Genomic DNA, 26,721 nt, shown 5'->3' with positions numbered 1-26,721 from the left:
GCCGAACCACGGCTTGTTGACCAGTGCACAGACAGACATCCCCCGCGGTTTGAAGCCGAAAAAACGGCGAACGACCCCGGAGCGGGGAATGCGGTCTCGCCCGTTTTTTCGGCTTCAAACCGCAACCCTGGGGTCCAGGGGCCTTAGGCCCCTGGCGGGTCCAGGGCAGCGCCCTGGTCTCCCCGAAGGGGCCGCCGGAGGCTCTCGACAGAGCGCACCAGAGGCTCTTGGCATAGCCCCCGTCCGCTTGACACCGCGCGCCACGCTCTGTCATCAAAATGCATGACACCGTGAAATCAGGGGAGGCCCAGATGAGCAGAAAAGTGCGCTCTGTCCGTGTGCCAAGGGAGCTTGAGACGCTGAACCTCTCAGCCCTCATCCACGAGTGCGAGAAACACCTGCGCGATCTCGAATCCGCCACCCTGCTCAGGCAGCAGGGCAACGCTGAGGCGGGAGAGGCGCTCATGCGCGCCCGCCAGGCCGACCTGGGCCGCAAGGTGGGCAAGCTGGTCTGGGAGGCGCGGGTCCAGTACGGAAAAAGCAAGGGAGAACAGGCATGAAGCCGAAATCGGCCAAGGAATCCGAGGTCATCATGACCCATCTGGTGCTGCCCCAGGACGCCAACCCGGCGGGCAACCTGCACGGCGGCGTCATCCTGCGCCACATCGACACCACGGCGGGCGTGGTGGCCAAGCGCCACACGCGCGGCAACGTGGTCACGGTGTCCATCGACCGCATGGCCTTCAAGCTGCCCGCCTACATGGGCGAGCTGCTCACCTTCAAGGCCAGCCTCAACCATGTGGGCCGCTCCAGCATGGAGATCGGCGTGCGCGTGGAGGCAGAGAATCTGCGCACCGGCGAGGTGCGCCACACCAATTCAGCCTACCTCACCTTTGTGGCCCTGGACGACAACGGCAAGCCCATGCCCGTGCCGCCCCTGCTGCTGGACACCCCCACGGCCCAGCGCCGCCACCGCGAGGCCGAACTGCGGCGCGAGATGCGCCAGCGCGAACGGGCCATCGAGGAGGGCAAGGCCCAGCCAGCCTGATTGAGCCGCCCGAGCCGGCCGCCGAATCTGGCCGCCCGACCCCACCCCGAGCCAAGAGGAGCGTCATGCCCACCTACACAGGCATCAATCATCTGGCCATGGTCACCGGCGACATGGACGCCACCCTGCGCTTCTGGCGCGATCTCCTGGGCATGCGTCTGGTGGCCGGGCTGGGCCATCCCGGCTACCGCCATTATTTCCTTGAGATTTCCGACCAGGACATGATCGCCTTTTTCGAGTGGCCGGGCATCGAGCCTGTGCCCGAGCGCGATCACGGCTTCCCGGTCCGGGGGCCGGTCTGTTTCGATCACGTCTCCTTTGGCGTGGCGGGCGAGGACGACCTGTGGGAGATCAAGGACAAACTCGAAGCGGCCGGGTTCTGGTGCTCCGAGGTGGTGGACCACGGCTTCATCCACTCCATCTACGCCTTTGACCCCAACAACATCCCCATCGAGTTCAGCGCGCCCGTGCCGGGCGTGGACATCCGCAGGACCCCGGCCATGGCCGACACCGAGCCCAGCGTCGAGGCCCGCAAGGGCCCTGAGCCGCAGCCCGGCGTCTGGTCGTCGGTGACGCGACCCACGCCCCGGGAGGAGCGCACGGCCTACGAGGGCGAGGGGGAGAAGGTGCTTGCGGCCGTCAACACTCCGGGCAGAGGGTGGCCAAAAGCGGGAGAGTGACCGGGGCTATTGCTCGTCGGGGAAGAAGGCGGCCATGACATCCCCGGCCTGGCGCTCGGCCTGGCGCACGATCTCGGGCATGTCCGCCTCGCTCAGGCCGAGCCGTTTCCACGCCCGCTCGTCAAGCTCCGGTACCAGCGAGGCGCCGCTTGAGCCGATGCCGATGCCGTGGGTCATGAAGTCGGCCACATGGACCACCGCCGCCTCCACGGGCATGGACGCCTCCATGGGCGTGTGGTGATGGTGGACCAGCACCTCGAGGAAGGGGGGCAGCCCCCAGCTCTTGAGCATCCGGCCGCCGATGTCGGCATGGGTGCAGCCCCAGACCGCGCGCTCCACGTCCACCAGCCCGCGCCGCCCCACCTTGGCCGGGCGCAGCACCTCGATGGACGCCTTGAGGTGGTTCTTGAGCATGACCAGCCGCCCGATGTCGTGGAGCAGTCCGGCCACGAAGAACTTCTCGTCGCCGCCCAGTCCGGCGCGGCCAGCCAGCAGCCGGGCCAAGATGCCGCAGGTCACCGAGTGGAGCCAGAACTCCTTGAGGGTGAAGAATTCCTCGGGCACGCCGTCAAAGGCCGCGATGACCGACACGCCAAGGGCCAGGTTGGTCAGCTGGTTGGTGCCCACGATGGTCACGGCCCGGGACAGGGTGTCGATCCGGCTGGGGAAGCCGTAGAAGGGGGTGTTGACCATCTTGAGCAGCCTGGCCGAGAGGGCCACGTCCTTGCTGATGACCTCGGCCACATAGGAAGCGGAGCTGCGCGGATTGTTCAGGCTTTCGGTGATCTGGAAAAAGATGTTGGGTAGCGAGGCAAGCTCCATCTCCTGGCGCACCACGGCCTCGGGATTGATGCCCGCTTCGCTGGTGGGCGGCGGGGCGAAGATGTCCACCGCGTCGTCGTGCTGGCAGGTGGTCACCATCCAGCGCGCCTGCTCGGGCCCAAGCCCGCGCGCCTGATGCAGCACGTAGAGCCGGGCCATCTCCCTGACAGCGGGCCGCTGGGCGTTGTTGAGCACAAAGCGCTGGGCCGCCATGATCTTGCAGGCGTCGAGTACCTCGGGGTGGATCTGGTCAAAGGAGGTGAAGCGGTCGTCGGTTTCGTCCTCGTCGCCCTGGATGTCGGCCTCCACCACGCCCCAGACCCGGCAGGTGCGGATGTGCGCCTCGGTGAGCATGGCCCCGCGGGGCAGGAGCATGCGCCCCTCGGTCGTGGTCAGGTCATCGGCCAGGATCATGCCCGGTTCAAGCTGCGACAGATTCATTTTCGGCACGGACATCCTCCCCGCAAAAAAGCCCTTGTTTATCAGGGTAGTCGATTTCCGCCCGCCAGGCAACAGGAATACTCCTTGCCACGGGTGCAAAAGAGTGAGAAATCCGTTGCTTGAAGCCCACAGGGAGGCGACTTGGCTGACACCACATGCTTCATCCTCCACCCCGGCCAATGCTGCCGGGCCACATTTGTCCGGCGGGACAAGCGGTTCACGGTGGAGGCCGTGGCTCTGGACGGACCCGATGCCGGGCGCACCGTGCTGGCCCACACCAACAACACCGGCTCCATGCTCGGCCTGCTGCGGCCCGGGGCCACGGCCCTGCTCTCGCCCGCGGCCAGTCCGGGCCGCAAGCTGCCCTATACCCTGGAGGCGCTGGAGCTTGACGGCCGATTTGTCGGGGTCAACACCCTGATGCCAAACCGCATGCTGCGCCGCGCCTGGGAGACCCGCGCCCTGCCGGAACTGGCGGGGTACGACACCTTCCGCGCCGAGGCCCGGACCGGAGAAAGCCGCCTGGACGCCCGGCTGGACGGGCCGGGCGGCACGCTGTGGGTCGAGTGCAAGAACGTGACCATGGTCGAGGACGAGGTGGCCTGCTTTCCCGACGCCGTGACCGAGCGCGGCCACAAGCACCTGCGCGAGCTGATGGCCCTGGCCAAGACCGGGGCGCGCGTGGCCCTCTTCTTCCTTGTCCAGCGAACTGACGGTCGCTGCTTCGGCCCGGCAGACGTGGTGGACCCGGTCTATGCCGGGCTGTTTTGCGAGGCCCTTGACCGGGGCGTGGAGGCGTGGCCCCTGGTGGCCGAGGTGGACCAGTCCGGCGTCCGGCTGGCCCAGAGGCTCCGGGTGGTGCGGCCATGACCGGGTTCATCGTCGGGGCCGTGATCATCAGCTTCTCGTCGGTCATGGTCAAGCTGGCCAACGTGCCGCCGGACGTGGCGGGCTTCTACCGGCTGACGGTGGGCGGCCTGGGCATGGCCGTGATCCTCTGGCGGCTGGGCAAGCTGCGCCAGATGACGCCGCATGTCTGGCGCTGGTCCCTGGTCTCGGCCCTGTTCTTTGCCGCCGATTTCTACTGCTGGCACAGGGCCATCGGGCTGGTGGGGCCCGGGCTGGCCACCATGCTCGCCAATTTCCAGGTCATCGCGCTGGCAGCGGTCTCGGTCCTCTTCCTGAAGGAGCGCGTGTCCAGGCCGTTTCTGCTGGCCATCCCCATGGCCCTGGCCGGGCTCTACCTCATGGTCGGGGTGTCCTGGGCTTCCTTCACCCCGGACTTCAGGCTGGGCGTGGTCTATGGACTGTTCACCGCCCTGTTCTATGCCCTGTACCTGCTCGCCCTCAAATTCTCCCTGAGCCGGGCCGGGGTCGATCCCCTGGCCATGGCCGGGTCCGTGGCCCTGATCACCGGCCTGATGCTGGGCGGGCTGGCCCTTGGCCGGGGCGACTCCTTCGCCATCCCCGACACCCGCTCCCTGGCTGCCCTGGCCGTACTGGCCCTTGTCTGCCATGCCGTGGGCTGGTATCTCATCACCCGGGGCATCCAGCAGGTGCGCACCTCGCTGGTGGGGCTCATCCTGCTGTTGCAGCCCACCCTGTCCTATGTCTGGGACATTCTGTTCTTCGGCAAGCCCACCTCCCCGGTGGAGCTGACCGGCGTGGTTCTGGCCCTGGCGGCCATCTATCTCGGCTCCCTTCGGCGGCCACTGTAAGCTGTCCTGGGTGCGACCCGGCAAAAAAATAATTTCCTTCCGACGAAACCCGTTTCATGAGACAATTGCCGTGCGGGAAGAGGGTCCCGCGCGGAAAAACCACACGCCGTCCCGGGGGATGGGACGGACATGAGGATCAAATGGCGGACAAGAAATACGATTCCATCGTCTACGACTTTTTCGAGAACGGAAACGGGGCGGTCCTGCTCCTGAGCGAGGACCCCCTTTTCAAGAAAACGCTCTCCTCGACCATCTTCAAGATCATCGGCACCAAACGCGACTGCTTCTTCGCTTATGAAAACGTCCAGGTGGGCCTGCGCAAGCTCCAGGAGTGCCAGAAAAGCAAGATCGAGTGCATCGTCTTCATCGAGCGGCTCATCGGCGGCCGCCCGAGCACGGACACCATCATCACCATCAAGCGGCTCCTGCCGGACCAGAGGGTCATCGTCCTGGTGAGCGAGACCAAGCGCGAGAACATCGCCTATTTCTACGAGATCGGCGTCAACAACGTCATCTCCAAACCCGCGTCCATGAACAACCTCATCGAGAAGATGGCCTTCACCATCAAGCCCCTGGGCAAGCTGAGCGAATACATGGAGACGGGCAAGCGCTTCCTGGCCGCAGGCAAGTATCGGGAGGCCCTGCAGATCAGCGACAAGATCCTGACCATCAAGCCCAACAGCCCGGCCGGGCTGATGCTGCGCGGCGATGTCTTCCTTGAGGCGGGCCGCCGCGAGGATGCCGTGGAAAGCTACATGAAGGCCCACGAAAGCTCGCGCCTGTACCTGGAGCCGCTCAAGCGGCTGGCTCGCGCCTATGAAGGCGTGGACGAAGACAAACACCTCGAATACCTCAAGAAGCTCGACAGACTCAGCCCGCTGAACACCGAGCGCAAGACCGACATAGGCCGGGTCCATGTGCAGCGCAGGGAGATGGACCGGGCCGAGAAATACTTTGACCAGGCCATCGAGGCCGCCACTCGCGAGGCCATGAGCATGGTCGGTTCCGTGGCCGAGCGGATATCCGAGGCCGTGGGTCAGGTCTCGCCGCAGATGTCCGAGAAATACCTGAGCAAGGTGCTCGAATCCAAGGGGCGCTCCCTGTGCAAGGACGACATCGCCCTATTCAACAAGCTGGGCATCGCCCTGCGCGGCCAGGGCAAGTGGCGCGAGGCCATCGACAACTACTCCCGCGCCCTGGAGATATCGCCCGACGACGAGGGGCTCTACTACAACATGGGCATGGCCTACTTCGACGGCGGCGACAAGCGCATGGCCGCCAAGTGCTTCGAGACCGCCCTGGACAAGAATCCCGAGTTCCACAAGTCGAGCGAGGTGGCTTCCCTCAACCTGGGCACCATCTACGCCGACCTGCGCCAGCCAGAGAAGGCCATCCCCTTCCTGGAAAACGCCCTGGCCCTCAACCCGCGCAACACCACGGCCAGGCAGAAGCTCGACGCCCTCAATCGATAAGACTCCGGCCCCATCCTTGACCCCGCAGCCGGATTTCACGTACCCTCCCGGACAAGTGCCGCCGCCATGACGCGGCGCGCCCGGGAGGGTTCATGGCCGACGCCCACCAGTACGACCACATCGTCCAGGAGTTCCTGGAGCGGGGGGTCATCGTCTATCTTTCGGACGACACCGTCTTCATCCGCGCCCTGCGCAACATCGTCGGCCGGATCATCGGCTCCAAGGGGGACGTGCTCTTTCCCTTTGCCCAGCCCCAGACGGCCATGGACAAGTGTCTTGAGCTGCGCGACGCGGGCGTGCCCTGCGTGGTCTTTGTGGAGCGCATGCTGGCCGAGCGGCCGACCACGGATTTCATCCTGCGCCTTCGCCGCGAGTTTCCCGAGGTGCGCATGGTGGTGCTCACCTGGGAGGCCACGCGCGAGACCGTGGCCTATTTCTTCGAGCTGGGTGTCAGCCGGGTGCTGGTCAAGCCCGCCTCGGCCAACAGGGTCATCGAGGATCTGGCCGCGGCCATCAACCCGCCCTCGGTCCTCAAGCGGCAGATGGACCGCTGCGAGCAGCTGCTCAAGGCCCGCGAGTACGACAAGGCCCTGGAAGCGACCGACCGCATCCTGCTGCTCAAGCCGGACAGCGCGCGCGGGCTGGTCATGCGCGGCGACGCCCTGATGGGCATCGGCGAGCCGGACAAGGCGGTCCAGGCCTACATGGCCGCCCACGAGAGCCGCCCCATCTTCATGGCCCCGCTCATCAAGCTGGCCGGTGTTTTCGTCGACATGGAGGACGAGCGCGCCCTGGCCTACATGAAGCAGCTCGACGAGATCAGCCCCCTCAACCCCGAACGAAAGATAGAGATTGCCCGCCAGCATCTGCTGCGCGACGAGCCCGAGCAGGCCGAAACCTACCTGGACCAGAGCGTGGACGTGGCCGAGCGCGAGCAGCTGAGCATCGCGGGCGACCTGACAGAGCGCATCGTGGACGCCGTGGCCGGGCGCGCCCCGGAGCTGGCCGTCAAGTACCTGCAACGGGTGCTGGGCGGCAAGCGGGTGCTCGGCCGCGACGATCTCGTCCACTTCAACCGGTTGGGCATCATCCTGCGCGGCCAGGGCAAGTGGCAGGAGGCGGTGGAGGTCTACGAAAGGGCGCTGGGCATCGTCCGCGACGACCCGGCCATCCACTACAACATGGGCCTGGCCTACTGGGAGGGCGGCGAGCGGATGACCGCCCTGGGCTGCTTCGAGGCGGCCCTCGCCCTGGACCAGGCCTTTTTCACGGGCAGCGTGGGCGTGGCCCTGAACATCGGCTCCCTGTTTCTCGACCTGCGCCGCTATGACGACGCGGTCCCCTTCTTCGAGCATGTCCTCGTTCTCGACCCTGACAACACCACGGCCCGGCAGCGCCTCAAGCGCGCGCAAAACCGCGTGCCCTCGACGGGCAGGAGCCGGGGCGGTCAGGACAAGGCCAAGGGCGGCAGCGAGTACGACGTGGACGCCCTGGCCGGAAAGCCGGTCCGAGGCAAAAAGGGCCGGGGGAAAAAGGCCGGGAAGGGGAAGAAGGAGACCGGGGACAAGACCTTTCGCTTTGATCTGTGAACCGCCCGGCTATGAACCGTCCGGCTTTGAAACCTCCGGCCCGCTTCCCTGGCCGGGGCTGCCCAGCATGAAGATGCCGAAGGTGGCCAGCAGGTTGGGCAGAAAGGTGATGACCCGCCCCCGGGTGTCGTGGTGGTGGGTGGAGATGGCCACCTCCCTGACGATGGGCACGCCGATGTCGCGGCAGAAACGCCGGAAATCGGTGATGGGGATGACCCGGATGTTGGGCGTGTCGTACCACTGGTAGGGCAGCTCGCGCGACACGGGCGCGCGGCCGGTGAAGAACATCTGCATCCGGTTGCCGATGTGGGTGAAGTTGGGGAACGAGACGATGCAGCGCGTCCCGACCCGCAGCATCTCGCGGATCAGCCGGGCCGGGTCGTGCACCTGTTGCAGGGTCTGGGAGAGGATGACGTGGTCAAAGGCGTTGTCCGGGTAGTCCTCGATCTCCTCGTAGATGTCGCCGTGGATGACCGAGAGCCCCTTGGCGATGGCCTCGCCCGCGGCCTGCTCGTCGATCTCGATGCCCGTGCCCCGGATGTGCTTTTCCCGGCGCAGGTGATCGAGCAGCGATCCGGTGCGGCAGCCGAGGTCCAGCACCCGCGCCCCGGGCTCGATCCAGGAGGCGATGACCTGGAGATCAAAGCGCATGGCAGCCTCCGCCTTGGTCCGCGCCGCATCCGGTCCCCGCATTCCCTGCGCCTGCGCTGGCCGCGTCGCACTGGCCGGCTGCGCACTGGCCCTTGACCCGCTCCAGGAACCCGGCGATGAGCGCGTCGAATCGCGCGTTGGGCAGCAGGAAGGCGTCGTGCCCCCAGGGGGCCTCGATCTCGCAAAAGCTGACGTCCAGCCCGTTCTTCTTCATGGCCTTGACCATGTCCCGCGACTGGTAGGTGGGATAGAGCCAGTCCGAGGTGAAGGAGACCACCAGATACCGGCAGCGCGCCTTGGCAAAGGCGGCCACCAGCGAGCCATCGCCGTGCTGGTTCTCGAGGTTGAAATAGTCGGCGGCCTTGGTCAGGTAGAGGAAGCTGTTGGCGTCGAACCGGCTGACGAACTTGTTGCCCTGGTAGCGCAGATAGCTCTCCACCTGGAAGTCGGCCTCGAAATCAAAGGACAGCTCGCACCGGTCCTGGAGCCTGCGGTCGAACTTGTCGCGCATGGACTCGTCCGAGAGATAGGTGATGTGGCCGATCATCCGGGCCACGGCCAGCCCGTGTTCGGGGCGGCCCGTGGCGTAATAGTCGCCGCCCATCCAGGCCGGGTCGGCCATGATCGCCTGCCGGGCCACCTCGTTGAAGGCGATGGCCTGGGCCGAGTGCTTGGTGGTGGTGGCCAGGGGCAGGGCCGCGCAGACGCGCTCCGGGTAGCGCACCGACCACTCCAGCACCTGCATGCCGCCCACCGACCCACCCACCACGGCCAGCAGCCGCCCGATGCCCAGGTGGTCGATGAGCCGTCGCTGGCAGCGGACCATGTCGCCGATGGTGACCACGGGGAAGCGCGTGCCATAGGGCGTGCCCTGGTGAGGGCCATCGGCCGGGTCAAGGCACATGGGGCCGGTGGAGCCCATGCACCCGCCGATGACGTTGGAGCAGATGACAAAGTATTTGTCCGTGTCGATGGGCTTGCCAGGGCCGACCATGATGTCCCACCAGCCGGGCTTGGGGTCGTCCTCATTATAGCGTCCGGCCACGTGCGAGTCGCCGGTCAGGGCGTGGCACACCAGCACCGCGTTGTCCCGGGCCGCGCTCAATGTGCCGCAGGTCTCGTAGGCCAGGGTCACCGGCCCCAGCGAGCGGCCGCTCTCCAGCACCAGGGGCTTGTCCGGTGAGCCAAAGGTGAAGAACTGTTTTTCCACAAGGCCCACGCCCGGCCCGGTGTCGAGGTCGTCGAGGTATTCACTCATGGGGTCATGGTACGATTGGTGCCCGGTCCGGTCAATGGCGGGGTGCGGGGTTTCACGGCCCGGAGACCGTCTCGCCGCCGAAGAGTTTCCAGGCGAGCATGCCCCAGGTGAGGTTGGTCACGGCGGTGTAGCCGCCCCGGCGCATCTGGTCGGCCACGGGCGGCGAGCGGTGGCCGGTCAGGCAGACCACCACCACGGCCCGGGTGGGGTCTGGGGAGGTCGAGGCCAGCGCGGCCAGGGTGGCCGGGTAGGGCACGTTGACCGCGCCGGGAATGTGGAAGGACTCGAACTCGGCCCGGGTGCGCACGTCGATGATCACCGGGGCGCGGCCCTCGTTGACCGCCAGCTTCAGCTCCCTCGGGCTCATGGGCGACACGCCGTAGCCGAGCCACCAGCCCACGTCCCAGAGCAGGAACCCGCCCACCAGGATGATCACTATCCACAGTTTGCCCATGGCTTTCTCCCTTCAACGTTGCCGTGGCCCGGTCCCGGCCCGGGGTTGTCCGCGTGAGTGGATCAGGTGCCGCCGTCTTCCTTGTCTGTGCTGCCGGTTTTACCGGGACGGTTCATGGTCACGGACAGGTTCGAGCCCGGCTTGAGCAGCACATCGCGCTGCGGGAACGGGAACTCCACCCCGTGCTCGTGGAAAAGTTTCCACACGGCCAGCAGCACGTCGCTGCGCACGCTGCCCAGCCCTTTTTCCGCGTCCGCGATCCAGACGCGCAACTCAAGGTCCACCGAACTGTCGCCAAAGCCCATCAGCCGGGCCGCCGGAGCCGGGTCGCGCAGCACGCGCGGGGCCGCCTGGGCTGCCTGTTCGAGCAGGGCCAGGGCCTTTTCCACATCGCTCCCGTAGGCCACGCCCACGGGAATCTTCAGGCGTACATTGGTGTCCGAGTGGGTCCAGTTGACCACCTCGCCCGAAATGAGTTGCTCGTTGGGAACGAGGAATTCCTTGCCGTCGCGGGTCAGGACGGTGGTGTAGCGGCTGTGCATGCCGCGCACCACGCCGAACACGCCGCCCACCTCCACGGTATCGCCCGGCTTGATGGAATGGTCGAGGAGCAGGAGCACCCCGGCCACGTAGTTGGAGATGATCGTCCTGAGGCCAAAGCCGATGCCCACGCCAAGGGCGCTGGAAAAGATGGCTAGGTTGGTCAGGTCGATGCCCACGCTGGACAGGGCGAAGAGGATGGCCGTGGTGAACAGGGCCACCTTGACCGTCTTGACCAGCAGGGTCTGGAGCGAGGGCGAGAGGTCGGCCACGGTGTGGATGCGTCCCTCGGCGAAGCGGGCGGCCACCGAGGCCACCTGGAGGCAGATTCCGGCCAGGAGAAAGCCCTTGATGGCCCCCAGGGCGGTGAAGGTGCTGTCCCCCACCGAAAAGCTCAAGCTCTGCAAAAAGTCCGTGATGGGCGAGAGCAGGCCGAAGACGCTCATGGCCGCCACGGTCCAGACGGTCACGGCCACGGCCCGGGCCAGGGATCGGCTGACCATCATGCCCGTGAGCAGCCTGATGGCGATCCAGGCCACGGCCAGATCGCTGGCCGCGTGGAGCAGCCAGGGCGAGAAGTCGGCAGCGGTGAACACGGCGGCGCTGGCGCGCAGCAGGACAAGGAAGAGGACGCTGGCCCCCACCCCGAGCAGGGCCGTGAGCATGGAGCGCACCAGCGCCCCGGGCACGTTGGCCTCGACAAGGCGGACGGCCTGGCCCCCGACGGTGCGCCACAGGAGCGCGGCCAGGACCAGACACCCGGCCACCACGCCCCATTGCACGGCCATCAGCCAGTTGAGGACATTGGCGTCGAGCCATTGCCCGAGGAAGGCGACGATGCGGTCGAGCTGCTCCATGCGCGGGGCTCCGGGTGCGGCTAGGGGCCGGTCAGGGCCAGATCAATGACCACCCCGGCGAAGAGGGCCACCGAGATCAGTCCGTTGAGGGTGAAGAAGGCCACGTTGACCCGGCTCAGGTCATCGGGCCGCACCAGCCTGTGCTCGACCATGAGCACCACCCACACGGCCAGGGCCACCAGGGCATAGAGCCAGGAGAGGCCCGCGCTCCAGCCGGCCAGCAGGAAGAAGACGCCGGTGACCACGTGGCTCATGGTGGAAATTTCCAGGGCGCAGGCGATGCCCAGTCGCGCGGGCATGGAATGCAGGTCGCGCTCGGTGTCGAACTGCGCATCCTGGCAGGCGTAGAGGATGTCGAATCCGGCCACCCAGAAGGTGACGCCGAAAAAGAGGAGCACAGCGGGCAGGGTCAGCACCGGGTCCACGCACAGCCAGCCCGCCACAGGGGCCAGCCCCAGCACCGCGCCGAGCACGAAATGGCACCAGCGGGTCAGCCGCTTGCAGAAGCTGTAAAAGGCCGAGAGCCCCAGCGCCACAGGCGAGAGCAGCAGGCACAGCGGGTTCATCAGCGCGCAGGCGGCCATGAAGATGACTGCCGTGGCGACGATGAAGACCAGGGTGAACCGGGTGGACACCTCGCCCGTGACCAGTGGCCGGTCCTGGGTTCTCGGGTTGTCTCGGTCGATGTCCAGGTCGGCGTAGCGGTTGAAGGCCATGGCAAAGGAGCGCACGGCCACCATGGCGATGGTCAGGATGAGCATGTTCCACACCCCGGGCCATCCCCCGGCGGCCAGAAAGGCCCCGGCATAGGCAAAGGGCAGGGCAAAGACCGAGTGCTCGATCTTGATCATCCGGCAGACCACGCTCAGGTCCTTGGCAAACGACATGGGTTCCTCCCTCGGGTGTGCGGGGCCGGGCGTGCGGGTCAGTATCTGTTGACCAGCACCGCGCCCGCGATGATCAGGGCCACGCCCGCCACGCGCGGCCAGGTGATCTCGCGCATGGCAAAGCTGACCAGCCCGTAGTGGTCCAGGAGCAGGGCGGCCAGAAACTGCCCGGCCAGCAGCCAGGCCATGGTGGTGGCCGCGCCCAGCTGCCCGGCCAGGACAATGGTGGCAAAGACGAAGAACGCGCCCAGCGCCCCGCCGGTCCAGGCCCACCAGGGCGTGCCGACCAGCACGCCCGCGGGCGGCAGGGGCGTCCGCGCCGCTGCCGCATAGGCCAGCAGGCACACCGTGCCCACGGCAAAGGACACCAGCGCGGCCATGACCGGCTCGCCCAGGGCGTGGCGCAGGCGCAGATTGATGCCCGCCTGAAGCGGCATGCCCGCCCCGGCCAGCAGGGCAAAAAGTATGAAAAACCACTTCATCCCCTTTTGATACCCGTGTTTTGCGCGTTCGTCCATGGTTTGAGAAGGGGGGGGCGTCAGTCCTGCCCGGCGGCCCGATTTCCCTGGACCCTGACGGCAAAACGGGGTATTCACCAATTTCAGTCCGTGCGCGGACACGTCACCAGCCAATCAGCCCTGACCATGGGGGAGCCGGAAGCAGCGAATGCCTGAATTGTTTCGTGCGGCCAAGGCCGCGACCATGATCCCCGGCGCGCCCGTCATCGACGACGCGGCCGTCATCGTCAGCCAGGGGATCGTCACCGAGGTCGGCACCTACCGTTGCCTCGCCCCGACCCATTGCGGCCCCGTGACCGATCTGGGCGACGTCACCCTCGCCCCGGGTCTGGTCAACGCCCACTCCCATCTCGAGCTGGCCCACCTGCGCGGCCTGTGCCCCCAGGGCCAGGGGTTCATGGCCTGGGTCGAGGACCTGCTGACCCGGCCCATCTTCGACCTCGATCCCGCCCTGCTCTACAAGGCCCTTGACGAGCTGAAACGAACCGGGACCGTCATGGTCGGAGACATCGCCACCCGCTTTGCTAAGGAGATGGCCGGAACGCTCGAAGCTTCCGGCCTTTTTTTCGTGGTCTTTGCCGAGGCCATCGGCGAGGCCGTGCCCAAAAAGAGCTTCATCCCCCAGGCCGGGCACGGCCGAGGTGTCCTGTCTGTCGCCGGGCACTCGCTCTACACCACCCATCGCGAGGTGCTTCGCGCGGCCAAGGCCGAGGCCGGAGCGCGCGGGCTGCCCTTCTCGCTGCATCTGGCCGAGCACGACGACGAGGTGGCCATCATGGCCGGGGAACCGAGCGCGTTTCTCGACCTGCTCCGAAGCCGGGGGCGGCTGCTCGATTTCGCCCCGCCCGGCAAGGGCCCGGTGCAGCACGCGGCAGACCTCGGCCTGCTCGACGAGACGACCCTGGCCGTGCACTGCGTCAAGGTCACGGACCAGGACATCGAAACCGTGCGCGCATCCGGGGCCACGGTCTGCCTGTGCCCGCGCTCCAACCACTTCATCGGCGGAGACCGCGCTCCGTGGGAAAAATGGGTCGCCTCGGGCACGCCCCTGTGCCTGGGCACCGACTCCCTGGCCTCCAACCACGACCTCGACCTGTATGCCGAGGCCCTGTATTTCGCCGAGCGGTTTGAGGGCGACCTGAGCCTGACCGAGCTTTTGGCCATGATCACCCGGACCCCGGCCCGTATCCTGGGCGCGGGAGATCGGCTGGGGACCATCGAGCCGGGCCGGGTGGCCGCCTTTTCCACGGTCCCAGCGGCCGTCATCGACCATTTCCACCGACCATTTCCATCGACCATTCCACCAGCGCCGGAGGCATGAGAGCATATGAAGTGGCTACACAAGGACCTGCTGGACGTGTCCCAGCTGTCGCGCGCCGAGGTCATGGCGATCTTCGAGACAGCGGGCCGGTTCCAGGAGTTGCAACAGCGGCCGGTCAAGAAGGTGCCCACCCTCAAGGGACGTAGCGTCATTCTCTTCTTCGCCGAGCCGAGCACGCGCACCAAGACCAGCTTCGACGTGGCGGGCAAGCGCCTCTCGGCCGACACCTTCTCCCTGGCCAAAAGCTCGTCCAGCCTGACCAAGGGCGAGACCCTCAAGGACACGGCCCTGACGCTCCAGGCCATGGCCCCGGACGCTATCGTCCTGCGCCACTGGTGCAGCGGCGCGGCCCGGTTCCTGGCCCGGCGGGTGGAATGCTCGGTGATCAACGCGGGCGACGGCCGTCACGCCCACCCCACCCAGGCGCTGCTCGACAGCTTCACCCTGCACCAGGAATGGGGCGAGGTGGCGGGCAAGACCATCCTCATCCTGGGCGACATCGCCCACAGCCGGGTGGCCCGGTCAAACGTCATCCTGCTCAACAAGCTGGGGGCCACGGTGCGCCTGTGCGCGCCGCGCACCCTGCTGCCGCCCCAGGTGCGCTCCTGGCCCGCCACCGTGTATTCGGACCTCTGCGAGGCGGTGCGCGGCGTGGACGCGGTCATGTGCCTGCGCCTGCAACTGGAGCGCCAGCAGGACGGCCTGCTGCCCGACCTGCGCGAGTACGCCCGCACCTACGGCCTGGGGCCGCGCCATGTGGAACTGGCCAAGTCCGAGGTCAAGATCCTCCACCCCGGTCCCATGAACCGGGGGGTGGAGATCAATTCCGAGCTGGCCGACTGCGCCGACTCCCTGATCCTCGATCAGGTGGCAAGCGGCGTGGTGGTGCGCATGGCCCTGCTCTTCCTCTATATGACCCGCAAGGGCGAATAAGAACGGCAAATTGAACAGCCTTATGGCAATACATCTGATCGATTGAGACTCAAGGCGACGGAGACAAAAGATGGCCAGGATTGATTTGATCGTCCGCAGGGCGAAGCTCGACGGCAGGGACGTGGACGTGTTCGTGAGCCGGGGGAAGATCGTCGAGGTCGCGCCCTCGGCCAAGACTCTTGAGCCGAGGGACGCCGTGGCCGAGGCGACGGTGGAGGAGGCCTTCGGGCTGACGCTCATGCCGTCCATGACCGATGCCCATGTCCATCTGCGCGAGCCGGGCTTCGAGTACAAGGAGGACATCGAGTCCGGGCTGCGGGCTGCGGCCTGGGGTGGGTTCTCCAACATCATGTGCATGGCCAACACCAGGCCGGTCAACGACGACGGCTCCGTGACCGAACTGATGCTCGACAAGGCGCGGCGCGCCTGGCCCAAGGGGCCGCGCCTCTTCCCCATCGGCGCGCTGACCAAGGGGCTCAAAGGCGAGGAGCTGGCCCCCATGGCCGAGCTGGCCCGGGCGGGCTGTGTGGCCTTTTCCAACGACGGCGTGCCGGTCAGGTCCACCGAGCTGTTCCGCCGGGCCATGGAATACGCCGCCAACTGGGACCGGGTGGTCATCGACCACTGCGAGGACCCCTACCTGGGCGTGGGCGCCGGGGTCAACGAGGGCGCGGTGTCGAGCCGCCTGGGCCTGCCGGCACAGCCCGACGTGGCCGAGGCGCTCCAGGTGGGCCGCGACATCCTGCTGGCCGAGTACCTGGACCTGCCCATCCATCTGGCCCACATCTCCTGCCGCAAGTCCGTGGACCTGATCCGCTTTGCCAAGGGGCGCGGGGTGCGGGTCACGGCCGAGACCGCGCCACACTACCTGATTCTGACCGAGGAATACCTGGAAGCCGAGGCCACGGAATATGACACCAACGCCAAGGTCAACCCGCCGCTTCGCACGCCCGACGACCAGCAGGCCCTCTTCGACGGGCTGGCCGATGGCACCATCGACATCCTGGCCACGGACCACGCCCCCCACGCGGCCCACGAAAAGGAGACCGAGTTCGACGTGGCCCCCTGCGGCATCACCGGCCTGGACACCGCCCTGTCCGTGACCTGGGCGCTGGTGGCCGACGGCAGACTCTCGCGAGAAACCTTCCTGCGCGCCTGGACCACCGGGCCGTGCGCCATCTTCGGCCTGCCGGTGAACACCTTCACCCCGGGCGATCCGGCGGATTTCTTCCTCTTTGACCCGGACGAGGCGTGGACCGTGGGCCCGGACACCCTGCGCTCCAAGGGCAAGAACACGCCGCTGACAGGCTCTGTCCTGCGGGGGCGGGTAAAAACCCATTTCATTCAGGGCAAAAAGATTGTATAGGCTGGGCTGCGAAACCAGAGGCTTCGCGGACAGGTGGTCCAATCAATCAAGCATTTCGTGAGGAAATATATGAGCCAGCCTTTCAAGGACGCCGTGGGCTTTTGCAAGACCATCATGCGCAACGGCTACGACGCCTACGTCATCAACGTCCGGCTCCAGGCCCTGACCCTGGACGAGACGGGCAGCGAACGCGAACTGGACATCTGCACCGAGGCGGGATTCTCGGAATTGCAGAAATACTTCCCGGCCATCGAGGAGTCGCGCGACAAGGAGGTGCTCGGCACCTTGAGCGAAGGCGGCGTGACCTACTACTTCTACCCGGCCGACGTGGACGACGCCTCCTACACAGAGGAGGCCGTGTCCACCATGACCCCGAGGCTGCTGCGCAGGCTTGAGAAGCGCGGCGACATCCCGCTCTCGGCCGTGTGCCCCTTCATCCCCAAGGCCAAGGACATGTACGCGGACTTCGCGGACTTTTCCGAGGGCGTCATCCGCTTCAAGGGCGTGCCCGATCAGGCCCTGAAAAAGGACTACTCCCTGGCCTACCGCGCCCTGCGTTTTGCCGCCAACTTCGACAAGGAGATCGAGGCCAACTCCTGGATAGCCATCGTGCGCAACGCGCGCCGCGTGCTCGACTACGTGCCCATGAGCGATTTCCTCGACGAGTGGCGCAAGGTCGAGGCCGAGTGCATGCACCGCTTCTTCCGCCTGCTCTTCGACTCCCTCCTGCTGCACGGCCTGATCCCGGAGATCGCCGCCCTGTCGCGGGTCAAGCAGATCAAGAACCCGGACGCCACAGCGGAAGAGACCGTCATCGAGCACACCTTCGCGGTGATGAAGGCATACCCCGAGGAACTGCCCTACGACTGGTTCGGCACGGTGGCCTGCCTCTTCCACGATGTGGGCAAGCTCTACACCGCCGAACACTACGACGGCCGCTGGAACTTCCTGCAGCACCACCGGGTGGGGGCCAAGGTCACGCGCAAGATCCTCAAGCGGCTGCGCTTCGAGGAGCAGGACATCGAGCTGATCTGCGATCTGGTCAAGAACCACATGCGGCCCCACTTCATGCTCACGGACAAGGGCATCCGCCGCCTGCGCTCCCTGGACGAATACCCGCGGGTCATGGAAATGGTCCGGGCCGACATCAAGGCCAGAAACGGCTCCTGGCGCGAGTTCAACCACAACCTGAAGATGGCCGAGCGGGCCGACATTCCCGAGGACGAGATCGAGCCGCTGCTGGACGGCAACCGGATCATGACCCTGACCGGACTCAAGCCCGGCCCCATGATCGGCGTCATCCGCGATGCCCTGCTCACCGCCCAGATCGCCAACGACGTCACCTCGGTGGAGCAGGCCGAGGCCTTTGTGCTCAAGCACTGCGACGCCATGTGACCCCCGGCGGCCCAGGCCGCAGACATCCCCCGCATCAACGGTTCGCGGCCCGTCCTTCCCCTTGGAAGAACGGGCCGCGCCTTGGTTCATGTCCCTCTCACCGCCAGTAGATCACGGCCTCCTGCCTGCCGAACTCCCTGGCCGCCGTCACATCAAGGCCGAAATAGACGTCCACCCGCCGCTCGAAACGGTGGTGCATCTTGTCGAGCACCAGGTACGGCCCGCCCAGCCCCTCGATGTGGATTTCGGTGCGATGGTCAAGGCCCAGCTCAAGCAGGTCGCGCGACACGGCCACGCTCATCATGCCCGGTTCAAGCCGGTCGCCCCAGGCGGCCACAAAGGGATCGCCCACGGTCTGGCGCGGGGTGGAATTGTAGGCGGTCACGGTCACGCGTTCGCTGTTCCACAGCAGCCCATTGGGCACGGCCAGCCCGTAATGGAGCCCGGCCAGCGCGACCACTGCGGCGGCCGCTGCGGAAAGAGCGGCAAGGGAAAGTGCTTTCTTCATCCTCTGAGGATAGCCCGGGCCGCAGGGCGGGGACAACCCCCGGGTGGCAGCCTGTCCCCTCACCGGTTCTCGAAACCGGCCTCCAGATGCCTGGCCGCGATGGCCTCGGCCAGCCTGTCGAGGGCGGCCAGGGTCTCCTGCCGGGGCACGCCCTTGCACAGCACCGGGTCCAGCACCTCCACCTTGAGGTTCGGGATCATCCCGGCCAGGGTCTCGACCGTCTTGCCGCCCCAGCCGTAGGAGCCGACAATGGACAAAAACCGGGCCTTGGGCCGCAGGGCGTTGGCCAGGAAAGCGGCATAGGCCGCCAGAGGGTGCGGCCCGGCCAGCACGGTGGGCACGCCCAGCACCACGCTCCCCGCATCGACCAGGGACATGGCCAGCTTGCCGATGTCCGTCACCGCGAGGTTGTACAGCTCCACCTCCACGCCGCGCCCGGACAGGGCCTCGGCCAGGTGATCGACCATGATGCGCGTGCTGCCGTGCATGGACACGAAGGGCAGCGTCACCAGATTTTTGGGCGGGGCGGACACCCACTCCCGGTAGGATTCCATGATCCAGGTCGGCTCCCCGTATATCTGGCCGTGGCTGGGGGCGATCATGGCGATGTCGCAGTCCGCCAGCTTTTCCAGGTTCTTGGCGATGACGGAGCGAAAGGGCATCATGATCTCGGCGAAATAGCGCTTCGCGGCCTCGTGCACCCGGCACTGGTCCCTGACGAAGAGTTCGCTGGCCGCGATGTGGGAGCCGAAGAAGTCGCAGCTGAAAAGCACCTTGTCCTCGGCGAGATAGGTGACCATGGTCTCGGGCCAGTGCACCCATGGGGTGTGAATGAAGCGCAGGGTCTTGTCGCCCAGGGAGAGGGTGTCGCCGTCATTGACCACGATGAAGCGCTCCTCGGCGATGGGCATCAGGTCCATGAGCAGCCCCTTGGCCTTGGCCGTGACCACGACCCTGGCCTCGGGAAAACGGGAAAGGACCAGGGGGATGGTCCCCGAATGGTCCTGCTCGGCGTGGTGCGACACGATGTAGTCCAGCCGGGCCACCGAATCCAGGGCGGCCAGGAGGGTCTCGGAAAAGTCGGGGTCCACCGTGTCGAGCAGCGCGGTTTTTTCCGAGCCCCTGACAAGGTAGGCGTTGTATGTGGTGCCGTCCGGCAGGGGGATGAGGGAATCGAAAAGCCGCCTGTCCCAATCCGTGACCCCGACCCACGACACGCAATCCGTCACCTTTCTCATGGCTGTTCCTCCTGTCTGTATTGCTCCGTCACCAGGCCGCGACCCGGTTCCGGGCAGGATGAGCGTAGCAGGGGAAGAGGGAAGGGACAATGCCTAATGGGAAAAGCGCTGGAAACGCGCGAGCACGGCCGTGTTCACCGTCCTCAGGCCACCCGCATCTAGTGGCGAAAAGGGTCGGCAGCGCAGGTCAGAAGGTGACGATGGTGTAGCCCTGGCTGACGTATTCGGCCATGGACGGGTGGCCGGACATGTCGTCGAGCAGGGGCAGCCCGGCCGCCCGGACCGCGTCGAGCACGCCGAGCGTGGACGAGCAGGCGCGGCAGGCACCGTCCACCAGCCCCTGCTGCCGCGCCTTGCGGTACAGGGCATTGAGCGGGTTGTCGGGCTTTTCCAGCTCCGGCACCAGGGTCACGGCCGCGCCCTCGAAGACGATGGCCACCTTGTGCCCCCGCTCGGCCATGTCCAGGCCGTTGAGCAGCACATGGACGAAACAGGACAACTCCCCGCTGAAGGCGTAGAGACAAAACATGCGTTCCCCCTGTGTGTTTGCGCTCCTAACTCTCCGGGTCCGCGAACTTGTCGGCGATGATGGCCGCATCGCCCGGCTCTGCCTTGAGGTCGAGCCCTTTGGAACTGCCGTGGCAGTGGAAGCCATCGGCCCGCATGGACACATAGCCCGCCGAGAGCGCCCTGGTGTAGGGCATCTGCTCGCGCATGTCCGCATGGTCGATGCGGTTGGGAAAGATGATGGGCGTGGGCGCGCCGGAAAAATCCTCGAACATGATGTACTTCATGGCCTCGCTCCTGCCGCTTGAATGTGACTGCACCGACCGGATACCGACCGACCGTTTGTCGCACAATAGGCGGTTGCGGACACGATATCAACCATTGCCTGAACCGCAGCCACGCGATATGACGGGCCGATGCAGCCATATAGCAAGATCGGGGTCTGGCAGACCGCCTTTTTGGGCGACGCCGTGCTCACCCTGCCCATGCTCCGCGCCCTGGCCGACGCGCACCCCGGGGCCGAGATCCATCTCTTTGTGCGGGCCGGGCTGGAGTCGCTCTTCGAGGCCCAGCCCGAGCTGACAGCGGTGCGCGGCTTTGCCAAACGCGGCGCGCAAAAATCCATGCTCTCGGCGCTCACGATGGGACGCGACATCGGCCGCCAGGGATTCGACCTGTGGATTTCGGCCCATGCCAGCCTGCGCTCTGCCGCTGTGGCGGCGGCCACGGGCATCTCCCGGCGCATCGGCTACAACCGGCCGTGGTTCAACCGGCTGGCCTACACCGATGTGGTCAATCGGCGTTTTCACGAACTGGAGGAGGTGGAGCGGCTCATGGGGCTGCTCGGCCCGCTGGGCAGTGACGCCCCGGCACCCGAGGCGCGGCTGGTGCTGCCGCCTGCGGCCGTGGCCAAGGCCGATGCCTTCTGGCGCGAGCATTGCGGCCAGGGTCCGGTGCTGGGCATCCACCCCGGCTCCACCTGGCCTACCAAGTGCTGGCCCGTGGAATACTTCGGCCAGGTGGCGGCCATGGCTGCCGGGGCGGGCGCGCTGGTGCTGGTCTTTGCCGGGCCGGGCGAGGAGGCCGTGGCCGATGCGGTGACGGCCGAAGCCCTGGCCCGGGGCGCACCCCCGGACGGACTTGTCAATCTCGCCGGCAAGCTCTCCCTGCCCGAGCTGGCCACCTGGATCGACCGGCTCGACGCCTACCTGACCAACGACTCCGGCCCCATGCATCTGGCCTGGGTGCAGGAGACCCCCCTGGTGGCCCTGTTCGGCCCCACGGTGCGCACCCTTGGCTTCTTTCCGCGCGGCAAGGGCTCAGCCGTCCTGGAAATGCCCCTTGACTGCCGCCCCTGCGGCCTGCACGGCCCAAAACGCTGCCCGCTGGGCCATCACAACTGCATGCGCGCCCTGACCCCGGACATGGTCTGGAGCGCCCTGGCACCCAAGCTCTTTTCCTGATTTCCGCGCCGCCCCTTTGACTCGGGCAAAAGTTGGTGTAGGCTTGAGGCCAGTCCCTGTGCCGCCAACCACCGCCACAGCTGGGAGTTGATTAATCATTTCTCCAGGCTGTTCAAAAAGGTTCGAGTGCCAGGCGCGAAAAAAGAACAAGGCCGAAGCGTACTTCCTGTACGCGAGGATTTGATCTTTTTGAAGCAACGCAGCAATCGGACATTTTTGAACAGCCTGACAAGGAGGTCGCCATGCTCTGGTTCCACCCTATTCTGCAATCAGTGGCCACGCTGCTTGGGCTCTACGCCGCATGGCTGGGCCTGCAACGGCTGCGCGCCAACCATTTCGGGGCCAGGGTGACCTTCCGGTGGAAGGGACACGTCAACACCGGCCGGGCCGCCATGGTCCTGTGGCTGCTCGGGCTGCTGGGCGGACTGGCCGTGGCCCGCATCCAGTGGGGGGTCAACTTCGTCACCGGCGCGCACTATCAGGTGGCCCTGATCATGCTGCCGCTGCTGGTCTTCGGCCTCGTCTCCGGGGCGTACATGGACCGGGTCCGGGCGCGGCGCACGACCCTGCCCCTGGCGCACGGGGTGTGCAACCTGCTGCTCCTGGCCCTGGCCCTGTTCCAGATCCGCACCGGCTGGCAGGTGATCCAGGACTTCATCCTGTGATCCGCTGACCGGGCTTGCCTTTGCGGCCCGTCCGTCGTATCGCCACGGCTCCGGCACACGACAAACCACGGGATATGCATGACCAAACCCTGCGTCGGCTGCGGCTGGTGCTGCCTGACCGACCCCTGCATGGACTCGCACAGACGCTACGGCTACCTGCGCCGATGCCCGGACCTGCGCTGGGACGAGGCGCAAGGGCGCTACCTGTGCGACCTGATGCTCAACCCCGAGACCGCCGCCGAGGTGCGCGAGGGCCAGCACGAAGGCCAGGGCTGCTGCGCCCCCCTCAACGCATGGCGTGACGACCTGCGCAACCGCGACAACGACTGATCGTTTCCCCGTTTCCGCCCTCGCACGCCCGGCCATGGCCTTGATCTCGGTCCGACCACTCCCCGTCCCAAACCGGCCGCTCGCCGAATTCCGGGTTGCGCACCCGCCCTGCGCGGTGCTAGACGCAGAGTTGGCTTGAAATAGTTCAAGGAGAGCGCATGCTGCTTGGAATTGACGTGGGCGGCACCCACACCGACGCCGTCGCCATAGGCCTGAAAGGGGGAGCCCGCATCCTTGCCTCCTGCAAGGTGCCCACCCGCCACGACGCCCTGCTTTCGTCCGTGACCGAGGCCCTGGAAAACATCCTGGGCCAAGTGGACCCGGCCGGGGTGACTCAGCTCAACCTGTCCACCACCCTGTCCACCAACGCCATCGTCCAGGGCAAGATCGAGGACGTGGGCGTCATCGTCAGCGCCGGGCCGGGCATTGACCCGCACAACTTCATGCCGTGCCGCGACTTCCACGTCATCGACGGGTCCATCGACCACCGGGGTAACGAGGTGCGCGCCCTGTCGCCGCGCCAGCTCTCGGACGCGGTGGACGCCTGCCGGGCCAACGAGGTGCGCGTCTACGCGGCAGTATCGAAGTTCTCCACCCGCAACCCACGCCACGAAAACGCCATCCGCCGCGCCGTGCTCCAGTGCCGCGAGGAAGCGGACTGCGAGTATGCGGACTTCGTCACCTCGGGCCACCAACTGGGCGGGGCGCTCAATTTCCCGCGCCGGGTGGCCACCGCCTATTTCAACTGCGCCGTGTGGCGGCTCTACAACACCTTTGCCACGGCCGTGGAGCGCGCCCTGGAGGGCATGGGCCTTGGCCACGTCAAGGTCAACATGCTCAAGGCCGACGGCGGGACCATGCCCCTGACCCGCTCGCGGCGCATGCCCGTGCAGTCCATCTTTTCCGGTCCGGCCGCCTCGGTCATGGGCATCATCGCCCTGACCGACATCTTTCACGACTCCATCATCCTCGACATCGGCGGCACCACTACGGACATCGCCGTGTTCGCCGACGGCGCGCCCCTCATCGAGCGCGAGGGCATCGCCATCGGCTCGCACCCCACCCTGGTTCCGGCCCTCAAGGTGCTCTCCATCGGCATCGGCGGCGACTCTGCCATCTCGGTGTCCGAGGCGTCGTCCACCGTGCGCGTGGGGCCGAACCGGCTGGGACCGTCCGTGTGCCTGGGCGGCGAGCGACCGGCCCTGACCGACGCCCTCAACGTCATCGGCGCCTGCGCCGTGGGCGACACGGCCGCCTCGCGCGCGGCCCTGAACACCCTGGCCGCCGCCCACGGGTTGAGCACCGAGGCCATGGCCCGCGATGCCGTGGACTACGCCTCCACAACCATTCACAACGCCACCCGCGACCTCATCGACGAGATCAACTCCAAGCCCGTCTACACCATCCACGAACTGCTCGAAGACAAACGGGTGGTGCCCAAGAAGGTCTACCTGATGGGCGGCCCGGCCAATGCGCTGAAGATGGAGCTGTTCCAGCGGTTCCAGCTTTCCACCGAGGTGCCGGAGCACTACGAGGTGGCCAACGCCATCGGCGCGGCCCTGACCCGCACCACCTGGGAGCTGGAGCTTTTCGCCGATACCCAGCGCCATGTGCTCTTCATCCCGTCCCTGTCCTATCGCGAGAACATCCACACCAGCTACGACCAGCGCGATGCGGAAAAGGACGCCATGAACCAGCTGGCCATGCAGCTCGACTCCATGGGCGTGTTCCTGCGGCCCGAGGACGCCCAGATCACCCACGCGTCGAGCTTCAACATGGTCGAGGACATGGATCTGGTGGGCCGCAACATTCGCGTCAAATGTCAGGTTCGGCCCGGCGTGGTCGCCATTATTCGGGAGGGCTGATCATGCTCAAGGCGGACAAATCCCTGGGGATCGTTTTTTTCCCGGCTTTCGACTGGGCCATCTCGCCCACCCACCCGGAGCGACAGGAGCGGCTGCTCTACACCCAGGATCAGCTGCGCGAGGAAGGGCTCTTCGACATCGAGGGCGTCACCGAGCACAAGCCCGACGTGGCCGCCATCGAGGATGTGGAGCGCGTCCACTTCTGCTTCCCCGAGGTCAGCGCGGTGACCACCCGCTCGCACCTCATCTCGGCGGGCGGGGCCATGAAGGCCGCAGACCTCGTCATGCGCGGCGAGTGCGACCGGGCCTTTGCCATGGTCCGGCCGCCCGGCCACCACGCCATGAAGGTGGTCCATGGCGCGCGCGGCTTCTGCAGCATCAACATCGAGGCCGTCATGGTCGAGCACATCCGCGAGACCTACGGCCACAAGCGCGTGGCCATCGTGGACACCGACTGCCACCACGGCGACGGCACCCAGGACGTCTACTGGCATGACCCGGACACCCTGTTCATCTCCCTGCACCAGGACGGGCGCACCTTGTATCCCGGCTCGGGCTTTCCCCATGAGCTGGGCGGGCCACAGGCCATGGGCCGGACCCTGAACATCCCCCTGCCGCCCAATACTTCTGACGAGGGATTCCTCATGGTCATGGAGCGCGTGGTCATGCCCATCCTCGACCACTTCAAGCCCGATCTGGTCATCAACTCGGCCGGACAGGACAACCACTTCACCGACCCCATCACGGACATGAACTTCTCGGCCCGGGGCTACGCGGCCTTAAGCGAGATGCTCAAGCCGGACATCGCGGTGCTCGAAGGGGGCTACTCCATCCAGGGCGCACTGCCCTACATCAACCTCGGCCTGTGCCTGTCCATGGCCGGGGTGGACTACTCCCACATCCGCGAGCCCAATTTCAGCCCGGAGCTCATCCGCCAGGACGCGCGCACCACCGCCTACATCGAGGAGCTGTGCCGCCAGCTGCCCGCCCTCTACTTTGACCCGCCGCCCTACAACCGCAAGAACGACGTCCGCCAAGGCGTGATCTCTGGCGACACCCTGGTCAGGCAGCGCCAGATCTACTACGACACCGACGGCATCAACGAGACCCAGCGCGAGACCCTGTTTCTGTGCGAAAAGTGCCGAGGCCTGCTCAAGATCGAGACCCGTGCCGACTCCGGCCCCCAGTGCCTGGGCGTGGAAATCCCCATCCACGCCTGCCCGGACTGCCGCAGCCGGGGCTACCAGATCGTGGAAGAGGCCCAGCTCAAGGGCAACGCCCGCTACATCCAGCTCATCAACCGCCTCGACCGAGACTACCTGCGCGTGGGATTCTGAGCCCGCAAAACCCTGCCGGAAGACAGGAAGGCCGCCCGAAAGGGCAATACTACATACCAAAATAGGCGGAGAGACAGACAATTTTTTTCAACCGGTTCAATTGCTGAGTGTTTGTGATTTGTCCATGGATAAGGAGGATTCAGTGAATAACGCCTTAAAAATAACCCTCGGCGTGACTATTGTTTCTTTGTTAGCCCTAGCTATTGTTTTTCGAGGACAGCTGACTCAAAATATTGATATTGTTGCTATCTTGCTGTCAGGCATTGCAAGTGTTTCTGCCTGCATCTCTGTTGCTTTCAGCATTTACCTTTTTACTCTTGATCAGCGGAATAAGCACGTTCGCATAGGCGCAGACTGGGATGCTCCTTTATTTAACGTAAAAGAAGGCAAATGGCTCAACTACAGGATTCACAATTATGGGGAGCTAACAGCCTTAGACCCAAAGCTAGAGATTTTTCTTTTCATTGATAGCAAGCCCGTGAAAATCTTTGATAGGCAATATTCCTACACAATGTACCCTGGACATAATTTTACGTATTCACTCATGGAAATCTCTGACTATAAGCCTTCCTGTGGTGATCTTCTGATAGCAAGAGTTTCATGCGAAGATCAAACTAAACGCAAGACCATCAAGCAGTTCATCTGCTTCACAGTATCAGAAGTTATTACAATAAATGCAAAAGGTGGTGATTCTGAACGTCTCGCAATATACAGACCTTCATGCGTTGAACTCAATACGACTTCAAGCCTTCTCCTAGAAATTGAAGCCCTAACATGACCGGGAATAAGCTACCGCATATATTTAGTGTGGTTATTCGGCATGCCCTTTGCAGCATTGCTCACTAATTTTTGTAATCA

28 protein-coding genes are annotated in these 26,721 nt (G+C 65.7%); 17 read left to right on the top strand and 11 right to left on the bottom strand.

Features of this window, described 5'->3' with window-relative positions:
* The first annotated feature begins 311 nt into the window (after positions 1–311).
* From QQS14_RS10855 to QQS14_RS10845, 3 genes are all read left to right on the top strand, one after another.
* A complete protein-coding gene (locus QQS14_RS10855; protein WP_285907017.1) occupies positions 312–560 on the top strand; it encodes a hypothetical protein in 249 nt (82 codons plus the stop codon).
* Positions 557–1,048 carry an acyl-CoA thioesterase gene (locus QQS14_RS10850; protein WP_285907016.1) on the top strand — a complete coding sequence of 164 codons (492 nt, stop codon included), beginning with the start codon at positions 557–559 and terminating at the stop codon, positions 1,046–1,048. Before QQS14_RS10855 ends, QQS14_RS10850 begins: the two co-directional genes overlap by 4 nt.
* Positions 1,049–1,113: 65 nt before the next feature.
* Complete coding sequence (locus QQS14_RS10845) at positions 1,114–1,728, top strand: VOC family protein (protein WP_285907015.1); 615 nt, start codon at positions 1,114–1,116, stop codon at positions 1,726–1,728.
* A gap of 6 nt (positions 1,729–1,734) precedes the next feature.
* On the opposite strand, the gene QQS14_RS10840 is transcribed toward QQS14_RS10845, so the two are convergent.
* Complete coding sequence (locus QQS14_RS10840; protein ID WP_285907020.1) at positions 1,735–2,991, bottom strand: HDOD domain-containing protein; 1,257 nt, start codon at positions 2,989–2,991, stop codon at positions 1,735–1,737.
* 141 nt (positions 2,992–3,132) lie between these two features.
* Here QQS14_RS10840 and sfsA point away from each other — a divergent pair, with 141 nt between their 5' ends.
* From sfsA to QQS14_RS10820, 4 genes are all read left to right on the top strand, one after another.
* Positions 3,133–3,861: a DNA/RNA nuclease SfsA gene (sfsA, locus tag QQS14_RS10835; protein WP_285907014.1), complete on the top strand. Its 729-nt coding sequence runs from the start codon at positions 3,133–3,135 to the stop codon at positions 3,859–3,861.
* A complete protein-coding gene (locus QQS14_RS10830) occupies positions 3,858–4,709 on the top strand; it encodes a DMT family transporter (RefSeq protein WP_285907013.1) in 852 nt (283 codons plus the stop codon). The genes sfsA and QQS14_RS10830 overlap by 4 nt, the downstream gene beginning before the upstream one ends.
* A gap of 140 nt (positions 4,710–4,849) precedes the next feature.
* Positions 4,850–6,181 (top strand): tetratricopeptide repeat protein, encoded by a 1,332-nt coding sequence (locus QQS14_RS10825; RefSeq protein WP_285907012.1) that lies wholly within the window; start codon positions 4,850–4,852, stop codon positions 6,179–6,181.
* A gap of 92 nt (positions 6,182–6,273) precedes the next feature.
* The gene (locus QQS14_RS10820; protein WP_285907011.1) at positions 6,274–7,770 is read left to right on the top strand and encodes a tetratricopeptide repeat protein; all 1,497 of its coding nucleotides are present in this window, start codon (positions 6,274–6,276) and stop codon (positions 7,768–7,770) included.
* 9 nt (positions 7,771–7,779) lie between these two features.
* Here QQS14_RS10820 and metW read toward each other — a convergent pair whose 3' ends face one another.
* The 6 genes from metW to QQS14_RS10790 all read right to left on the bottom strand — a co-directional run bounded on the left by metW (position 7,780) and on the right by QQS14_RS10790 (position 12,899).
* Positions 7,780–8,421 (bottom strand): methionine biosynthesis protein MetW, encoded by a 642-nt coding sequence (gene metW / locus QQS14_RS10815; protein ID WP_285907010.1) that lies wholly within the window; start codon positions 8,419–8,421, stop codon positions 7,780–7,782.
* Complete coding sequence (metX, locus tag QQS14_RS10810; protein WP_285907009.1) at positions 8,411–9,679, bottom strand: homoserine O-acetyltransferase MetX; 1,269 nt, start codon at positions 9,677–9,679, stop codon at positions 8,411–8,413. Before metX ends, metW begins: the two co-directional genes overlap by 11 nt.
* Positions 9,680–9,731: 52 nt before the next feature.
* Positions 9,732–10,133, bottom strand: coding sequence for a rhodanese-like domain-containing protein (locus tag QQS14_RS10805; protein WP_285907008.1), 402 nt, complete (start codon positions 10,131–10,133; stop codon positions 9,732–9,734).
* A gap of 62 nt (positions 10,134–10,195) precedes the next feature.
* Positions 10,196–11,530 carry a mechanosensitive ion channel family protein gene (locus QQS14_RS10800; protein WP_285907007.1) on the bottom strand — a complete coding sequence of 445 codons (1,335 nt, stop codon included), beginning with the start codon at positions 11,528–11,530 and terminating at the stop codon, positions 10,196–10,198.
* A 20-nt stretch (positions 11,531–11,550) separates the two neighbouring features.
* The gene (locus tag QQS14_RS10795; RefSeq protein ID WP_285907006.1) at positions 11,551–12,417 is read right to left on the bottom strand and encodes a UbiA-like polyprenyltransferase; all 867 of its coding nucleotides are present in this window, start codon (positions 12,415–12,417) and stop codon (positions 11,551–11,553) included.
* 38 nt (positions 12,418–12,455) lie between these two features.
* Positions 12,456–12,899 carry a DMT family transporter gene (locus QQS14_RS10790; protein WP_285907005.1) on the bottom strand — a complete coding sequence of 148 codons (444 nt, stop codon included), beginning with the start codon at positions 12,897–12,899 and terminating at the stop codon, positions 12,456–12,458.
* Between the two features lie 184 nt (positions 12,900–13,083).
* Between QQS14_RS10790 and QQS14_RS10785 the strand changes: the two genes are divergently transcribed.
* The 4 genes from QQS14_RS10785 to QQS14_RS10770 all read left to right on the top strand — a co-directional run bounded on the left by QQS14_RS10785 (position 13,084) and on the right by QQS14_RS10770 (position 17,950).
* Entirely contained in the window at positions 13,084–14,256 is a 1,173-nt protein-coding gene (locus QQS14_RS10785; RefSeq protein WP_285907004.1) for an amidohydrolase family protein, read from the top strand.
* 6 nt (positions 14,257–14,262) lie between these two features.
* Positions 14,263–15,189, top strand: a complete 927-nt coding sequence (locus QQS14_RS10780) for an aspartate carbamoyltransferase catalytic subunit (protein ID WP_285907003.1) — start codon at positions 14,263–14,265, stop codon at positions 15,187–15,189.
* Positions 15,190–15,259: 70 nt separating this feature from the next.
* A complete protein-coding gene (locus tag QQS14_RS10775; protein WP_285907002.1) occupies positions 15,260–16,555 on the top strand; it encodes a dihydroorotase in 1,296 nt (431 codons plus the stop codon).
* A 69-nt stretch (positions 16,556–16,624) separates the two neighbouring features.
* Entirely contained in the window at positions 16,625–17,950 is a 1,326-nt protein-coding gene (locus QQS14_RS10770) for an HD domain-containing protein (RefSeq protein WP_285907001.1), read from the top strand.
* Positions 17,951–18,047: 97 nt separating this feature from the next.
* Here the strand turns inward: QQS14_RS10770 and QQS14_RS10765 are convergent, their stop codons facing one another.
* The 4 genes from QQS14_RS10765 to QQS14_RS10750 all read right to left on the bottom strand — a co-directional run bounded on the left by QQS14_RS10765 (position 18,048) and on the right by QQS14_RS10750 (position 20,490).
* Positions 18,048–18,458 (bottom strand): RlpA-like double-psi beta-barrel domain-containing protein, encoded by a 411-nt coding sequence (locus QQS14_RS10765; RefSeq protein WP_285907000.1) that lies wholly within the window; start codon positions 18,456–18,458, stop codon positions 18,048–18,050.
* Positions 18,459–18,517: 59 nt separating this feature from the next.
* The gene (locus tag QQS14_RS10760) at positions 18,518–19,696 is read right to left on the bottom strand and encodes an FprA family A-type flavoprotein (protein ID WP_285906999.1); all 1,179 of its coding nucleotides are present in this window, start codon (positions 19,694–19,696) and stop codon (positions 18,518–18,520) included.
* Positions 19,697–19,883: 187 nt separating this feature from the next.
* Positions 19,884–20,225, bottom strand: a complete 342-nt coding sequence (locus tag QQS14_RS10755; protein WP_285906998.1) for a DsrE family protein — start codon at positions 20,223–20,225, stop codon at positions 19,884–19,886.
* A 25-nt stretch (positions 20,226–20,250) separates the two neighbouring features.
* Positions 20,251–20,490, bottom strand: coding sequence for a hypothetical protein (locus QQS14_RS10750; protein ID WP_285906997.1), 240 nt, complete (start codon positions 20,488–20,490; stop codon positions 20,251–20,253).
* A gap of 129 nt (positions 20,491–20,619) precedes the next feature.
* Between QQS14_RS10750 and QQS14_RS10745 the strand changes: the two genes are divergently transcribed.
* The 6 genes from QQS14_RS10745 (at position 20,620) to QQS14_RS10720 (ending at position 26,641) form a co-directional block, all read left to right on the top strand.
* Complete coding sequence (locus tag QQS14_RS10745) at positions 20,620–21,666, top strand: glycosyltransferase family 9 protein (protein ID WP_285906996.1); 1,047 nt, start codon at positions 20,620–20,622, stop codon at positions 21,664–21,666.
* Between the two features lie 242 nt (positions 21,667–21,908).
* Positions 21,909–22,331: a DUF4079 family protein gene (locus QQS14_RS10740; protein ID WP_285906995.1), complete on the top strand. Its 423-nt coding sequence runs from the start codon at positions 21,909–21,911 to the stop codon at positions 22,329–22,331.
* Between the two features lie 78 nt (positions 22,332–22,409).
* Positions 22,410–22,661, top strand: coding sequence for a hypothetical protein (locus QQS14_RS10735; RefSeq protein WP_285906994.1), 252 nt, complete (start codon positions 22,410–22,412; stop codon positions 22,659–22,661).
* A 158-nt stretch (positions 22,662–22,819) separates the two neighbouring features.
* Positions 22,820–24,526 carry a hydantoinase/oxoprolinase family protein gene (locus QQS14_RS10730; RefSeq protein WP_285906993.1) on the top strand — a complete coding sequence of 569 codons (1,707 nt, stop codon included), beginning with the start codon at positions 22,820–22,822 and terminating at the stop codon, positions 24,524–24,526.
* 2 nt (positions 24,527–24,528) lie between these two features.
* A complete protein-coding gene (locus QQS14_RS10725; protein WP_285906992.1) occupies positions 24,529–25,863 on the top strand; it encodes a histone deacetylase family protein in 1,335 nt (444 codons plus the stop codon).
* Positions 25,864–26,005: 142 nt separating this feature from the next.
* A complete protein-coding gene (locus QQS14_RS10720) occupies positions 26,006–26,641 on the top strand; it encodes a hypothetical protein (RefSeq protein ID WP_285906991.1) in 636 nt (211 codons plus the stop codon).
* Positions 26,642–26,721 lie beyond the last annotated feature (80 nt).

The organism is Pseudodesulfovibrio pelocollis (assembly GCF_030282845.1).
GTDB classification, from domain to species: Bacteria; Desulfobacterota; Desulfovibrionia; order Desulfovibrionales; family Desulfovibrionaceae; genus Pseudodesulfovibrio; species Pseudodesulfovibrio pelocollis.
Note: the sequence above shows the minus strand (reverse complement) of the source record. Positions and strands in the feature narration are given on the sequence as shown.

Coding starts and splice junctions, on each gene's coding strand:
- QQS14_RS10840 (WP_285907020.1), bottom strand. CDS start 2,991: ATGAATCTGTCGCAGCTTGAACCGGGCATGATCCTGGCCGATGACCTG.
- QQS14_RS10735 (WP_285906994.1), top strand. CDS start 22,410: ATGACCAAACCCTGCGTCGGCTGCGGCTGGTGCTGCCTGACCGACCCC.
- QQS14_RS10845 (WP_285907015.1), top strand. CDS start 1,114: ATGCCCACCTACACAGGCATCAATCATCTGGCCATGGTCACCGGCGAC.
- QQS14_RS10825 (WP_285907012.1), top strand. CDS start 4,850: ATGGCGGACAAGAAATACGATTCCATCGTCTACGACTTTTTCGAGAAC.
- QQS14_RS10820 (WP_285907011.1), top strand. CDS start 6,274: ATGGCCGACGCCCACCAGTACGACCACATCGTCCAGGAGTTCCTGGAG.
- QQS14_RS10755 (WP_285906998.1), bottom strand. CDS start 20,225: ATGTTTTGTCTCTACGCCTTCAGCGGGGAGTTGTCCTGTTTCGTCCAT.
- QQS14_RS10805 (WP_285907008.1), bottom strand. CDS start 10,133: ATGGGCAAACTGTGGATAGTGATCATCCTGGTGGGCGGGTTCCTGCTC.
- QQS14_RS10785 (WP_285907004.1), top strand. CDS start 13,084: ATGCCTGAATTGTTTCGTGCGGCCAAGGCCGCGACCATGATCCCCGGC.
- QQS14_RS10770 (WP_285907001.1), top strand. CDS start 16,625: ATGAGCCAGCCTTTCAAGGACGCCGTGGGCTTTTGCAAGACCATCATG.
- QQS14_RS10795 (WP_285907006.1), bottom strand. CDS start 12,417: ATGTCGTTTGCCAAGGACCTGAGCGTGGTCTGCCGGATGATCAAGATC.
- QQS14_RS10830 (WP_285907013.1), top strand. CDS start 3,858: ATGACCGGGTTCATCGTCGGGGCCGTGATCATCAGCTTCTCGTCGGTC.
- QQS14_RS10855 (WP_285907017.1), top strand. CDS start 312: ATGAGCAGAAAAGTGCGCTCTGTCCGTGTGCCAAGGGAGCTTGAGACG.
- QQS14_RS10725 (WP_285906992.1), top strand. CDS start 24,529: ATGCTCAAGGCGGACAAATCCCTGGGGATCGTTTTTTTCCCGGCTTTC.
- metX (WP_285907009.1), bottom strand. CDS start 9,679: ATGAGTGAATACCTCGACGACCTCGACACCGGGCCGGGCGTGGGCCTT.
- QQS14_RS10750 (WP_285906997.1), bottom strand. CDS start 20,490: ATGAAGTACATCATGTTCGAGGATTTTTCCGGCGCGCCCACGCCCATC.
- QQS14_RS10765 (WP_285907000.1), bottom strand. CDS start 18,458: ATGAAGAAAGCACTTTCCCTTGCCGCTCTTTCCGCAGCGGCCGCCGCA.
- QQS14_RS10800 (WP_285907007.1), bottom strand. CDS start 11,530: ATGGAGCAGCTCGACCGCATCGTCGCCTTCCTCGGGCAATGGCTCGAC.
- metW (WP_285907010.1), bottom strand. CDS start 8,421: ATGCGCTTTGATCTCCAGGTCATCGCCTCCTGGATCGAGCCCGGGGCG.
- QQS14_RS10730 (WP_285906993.1), top strand. CDS start 22,820: ATGCTGCTTGGAATTGACGTGGGCGGCACCCACACCGACGCCGTCGCC.
- QQS14_RS10850 (WP_285907016.1), top strand. CDS start 557: ATGAAGCCGAAATCGGCCAAGGAATCCGAGGTCATCATGACCCATCTG.
- QQS14_RS10780 (WP_285907003.1), top strand. CDS start 14,263: ATGAAGTGGCTACACAAGGACCTGCTGGACGTGTCCCAGCTGTCGCGC.
- QQS14_RS10760 (WP_285906999.1), bottom strand. CDS start 19,696: ATGAGAAAGGTGACGGATTGCGTGTCGTGGGTCGGGGTCACGGATTGG.
- QQS14_RS10745 (WP_285906996.1), top strand. CDS start 20,620: ATGCAGCCATATAGCAAGATCGGGGTCTGGCAGACCGCCTTTTTGGGC.
- QQS14_RS10740 (WP_285906995.1), top strand. CDS start 21,909: ATGCTCTGGTTCCACCCTATTCTGCAATCAGTGGCCACGCTGCTTGGG.
- QQS14_RS10790 (WP_285907005.1), bottom strand. CDS start 12,899: ATGAAGTGGTTTTTCATACTTTTTGCCCTGCTGGCCGGGGCGGGCATG.
- QQS14_RS10775 (WP_285907002.1), top strand. CDS start 15,260: ATGGCCAGGATTGATTTGATCGTCCGCAGGGCGAAGCTCGACGGCAGG.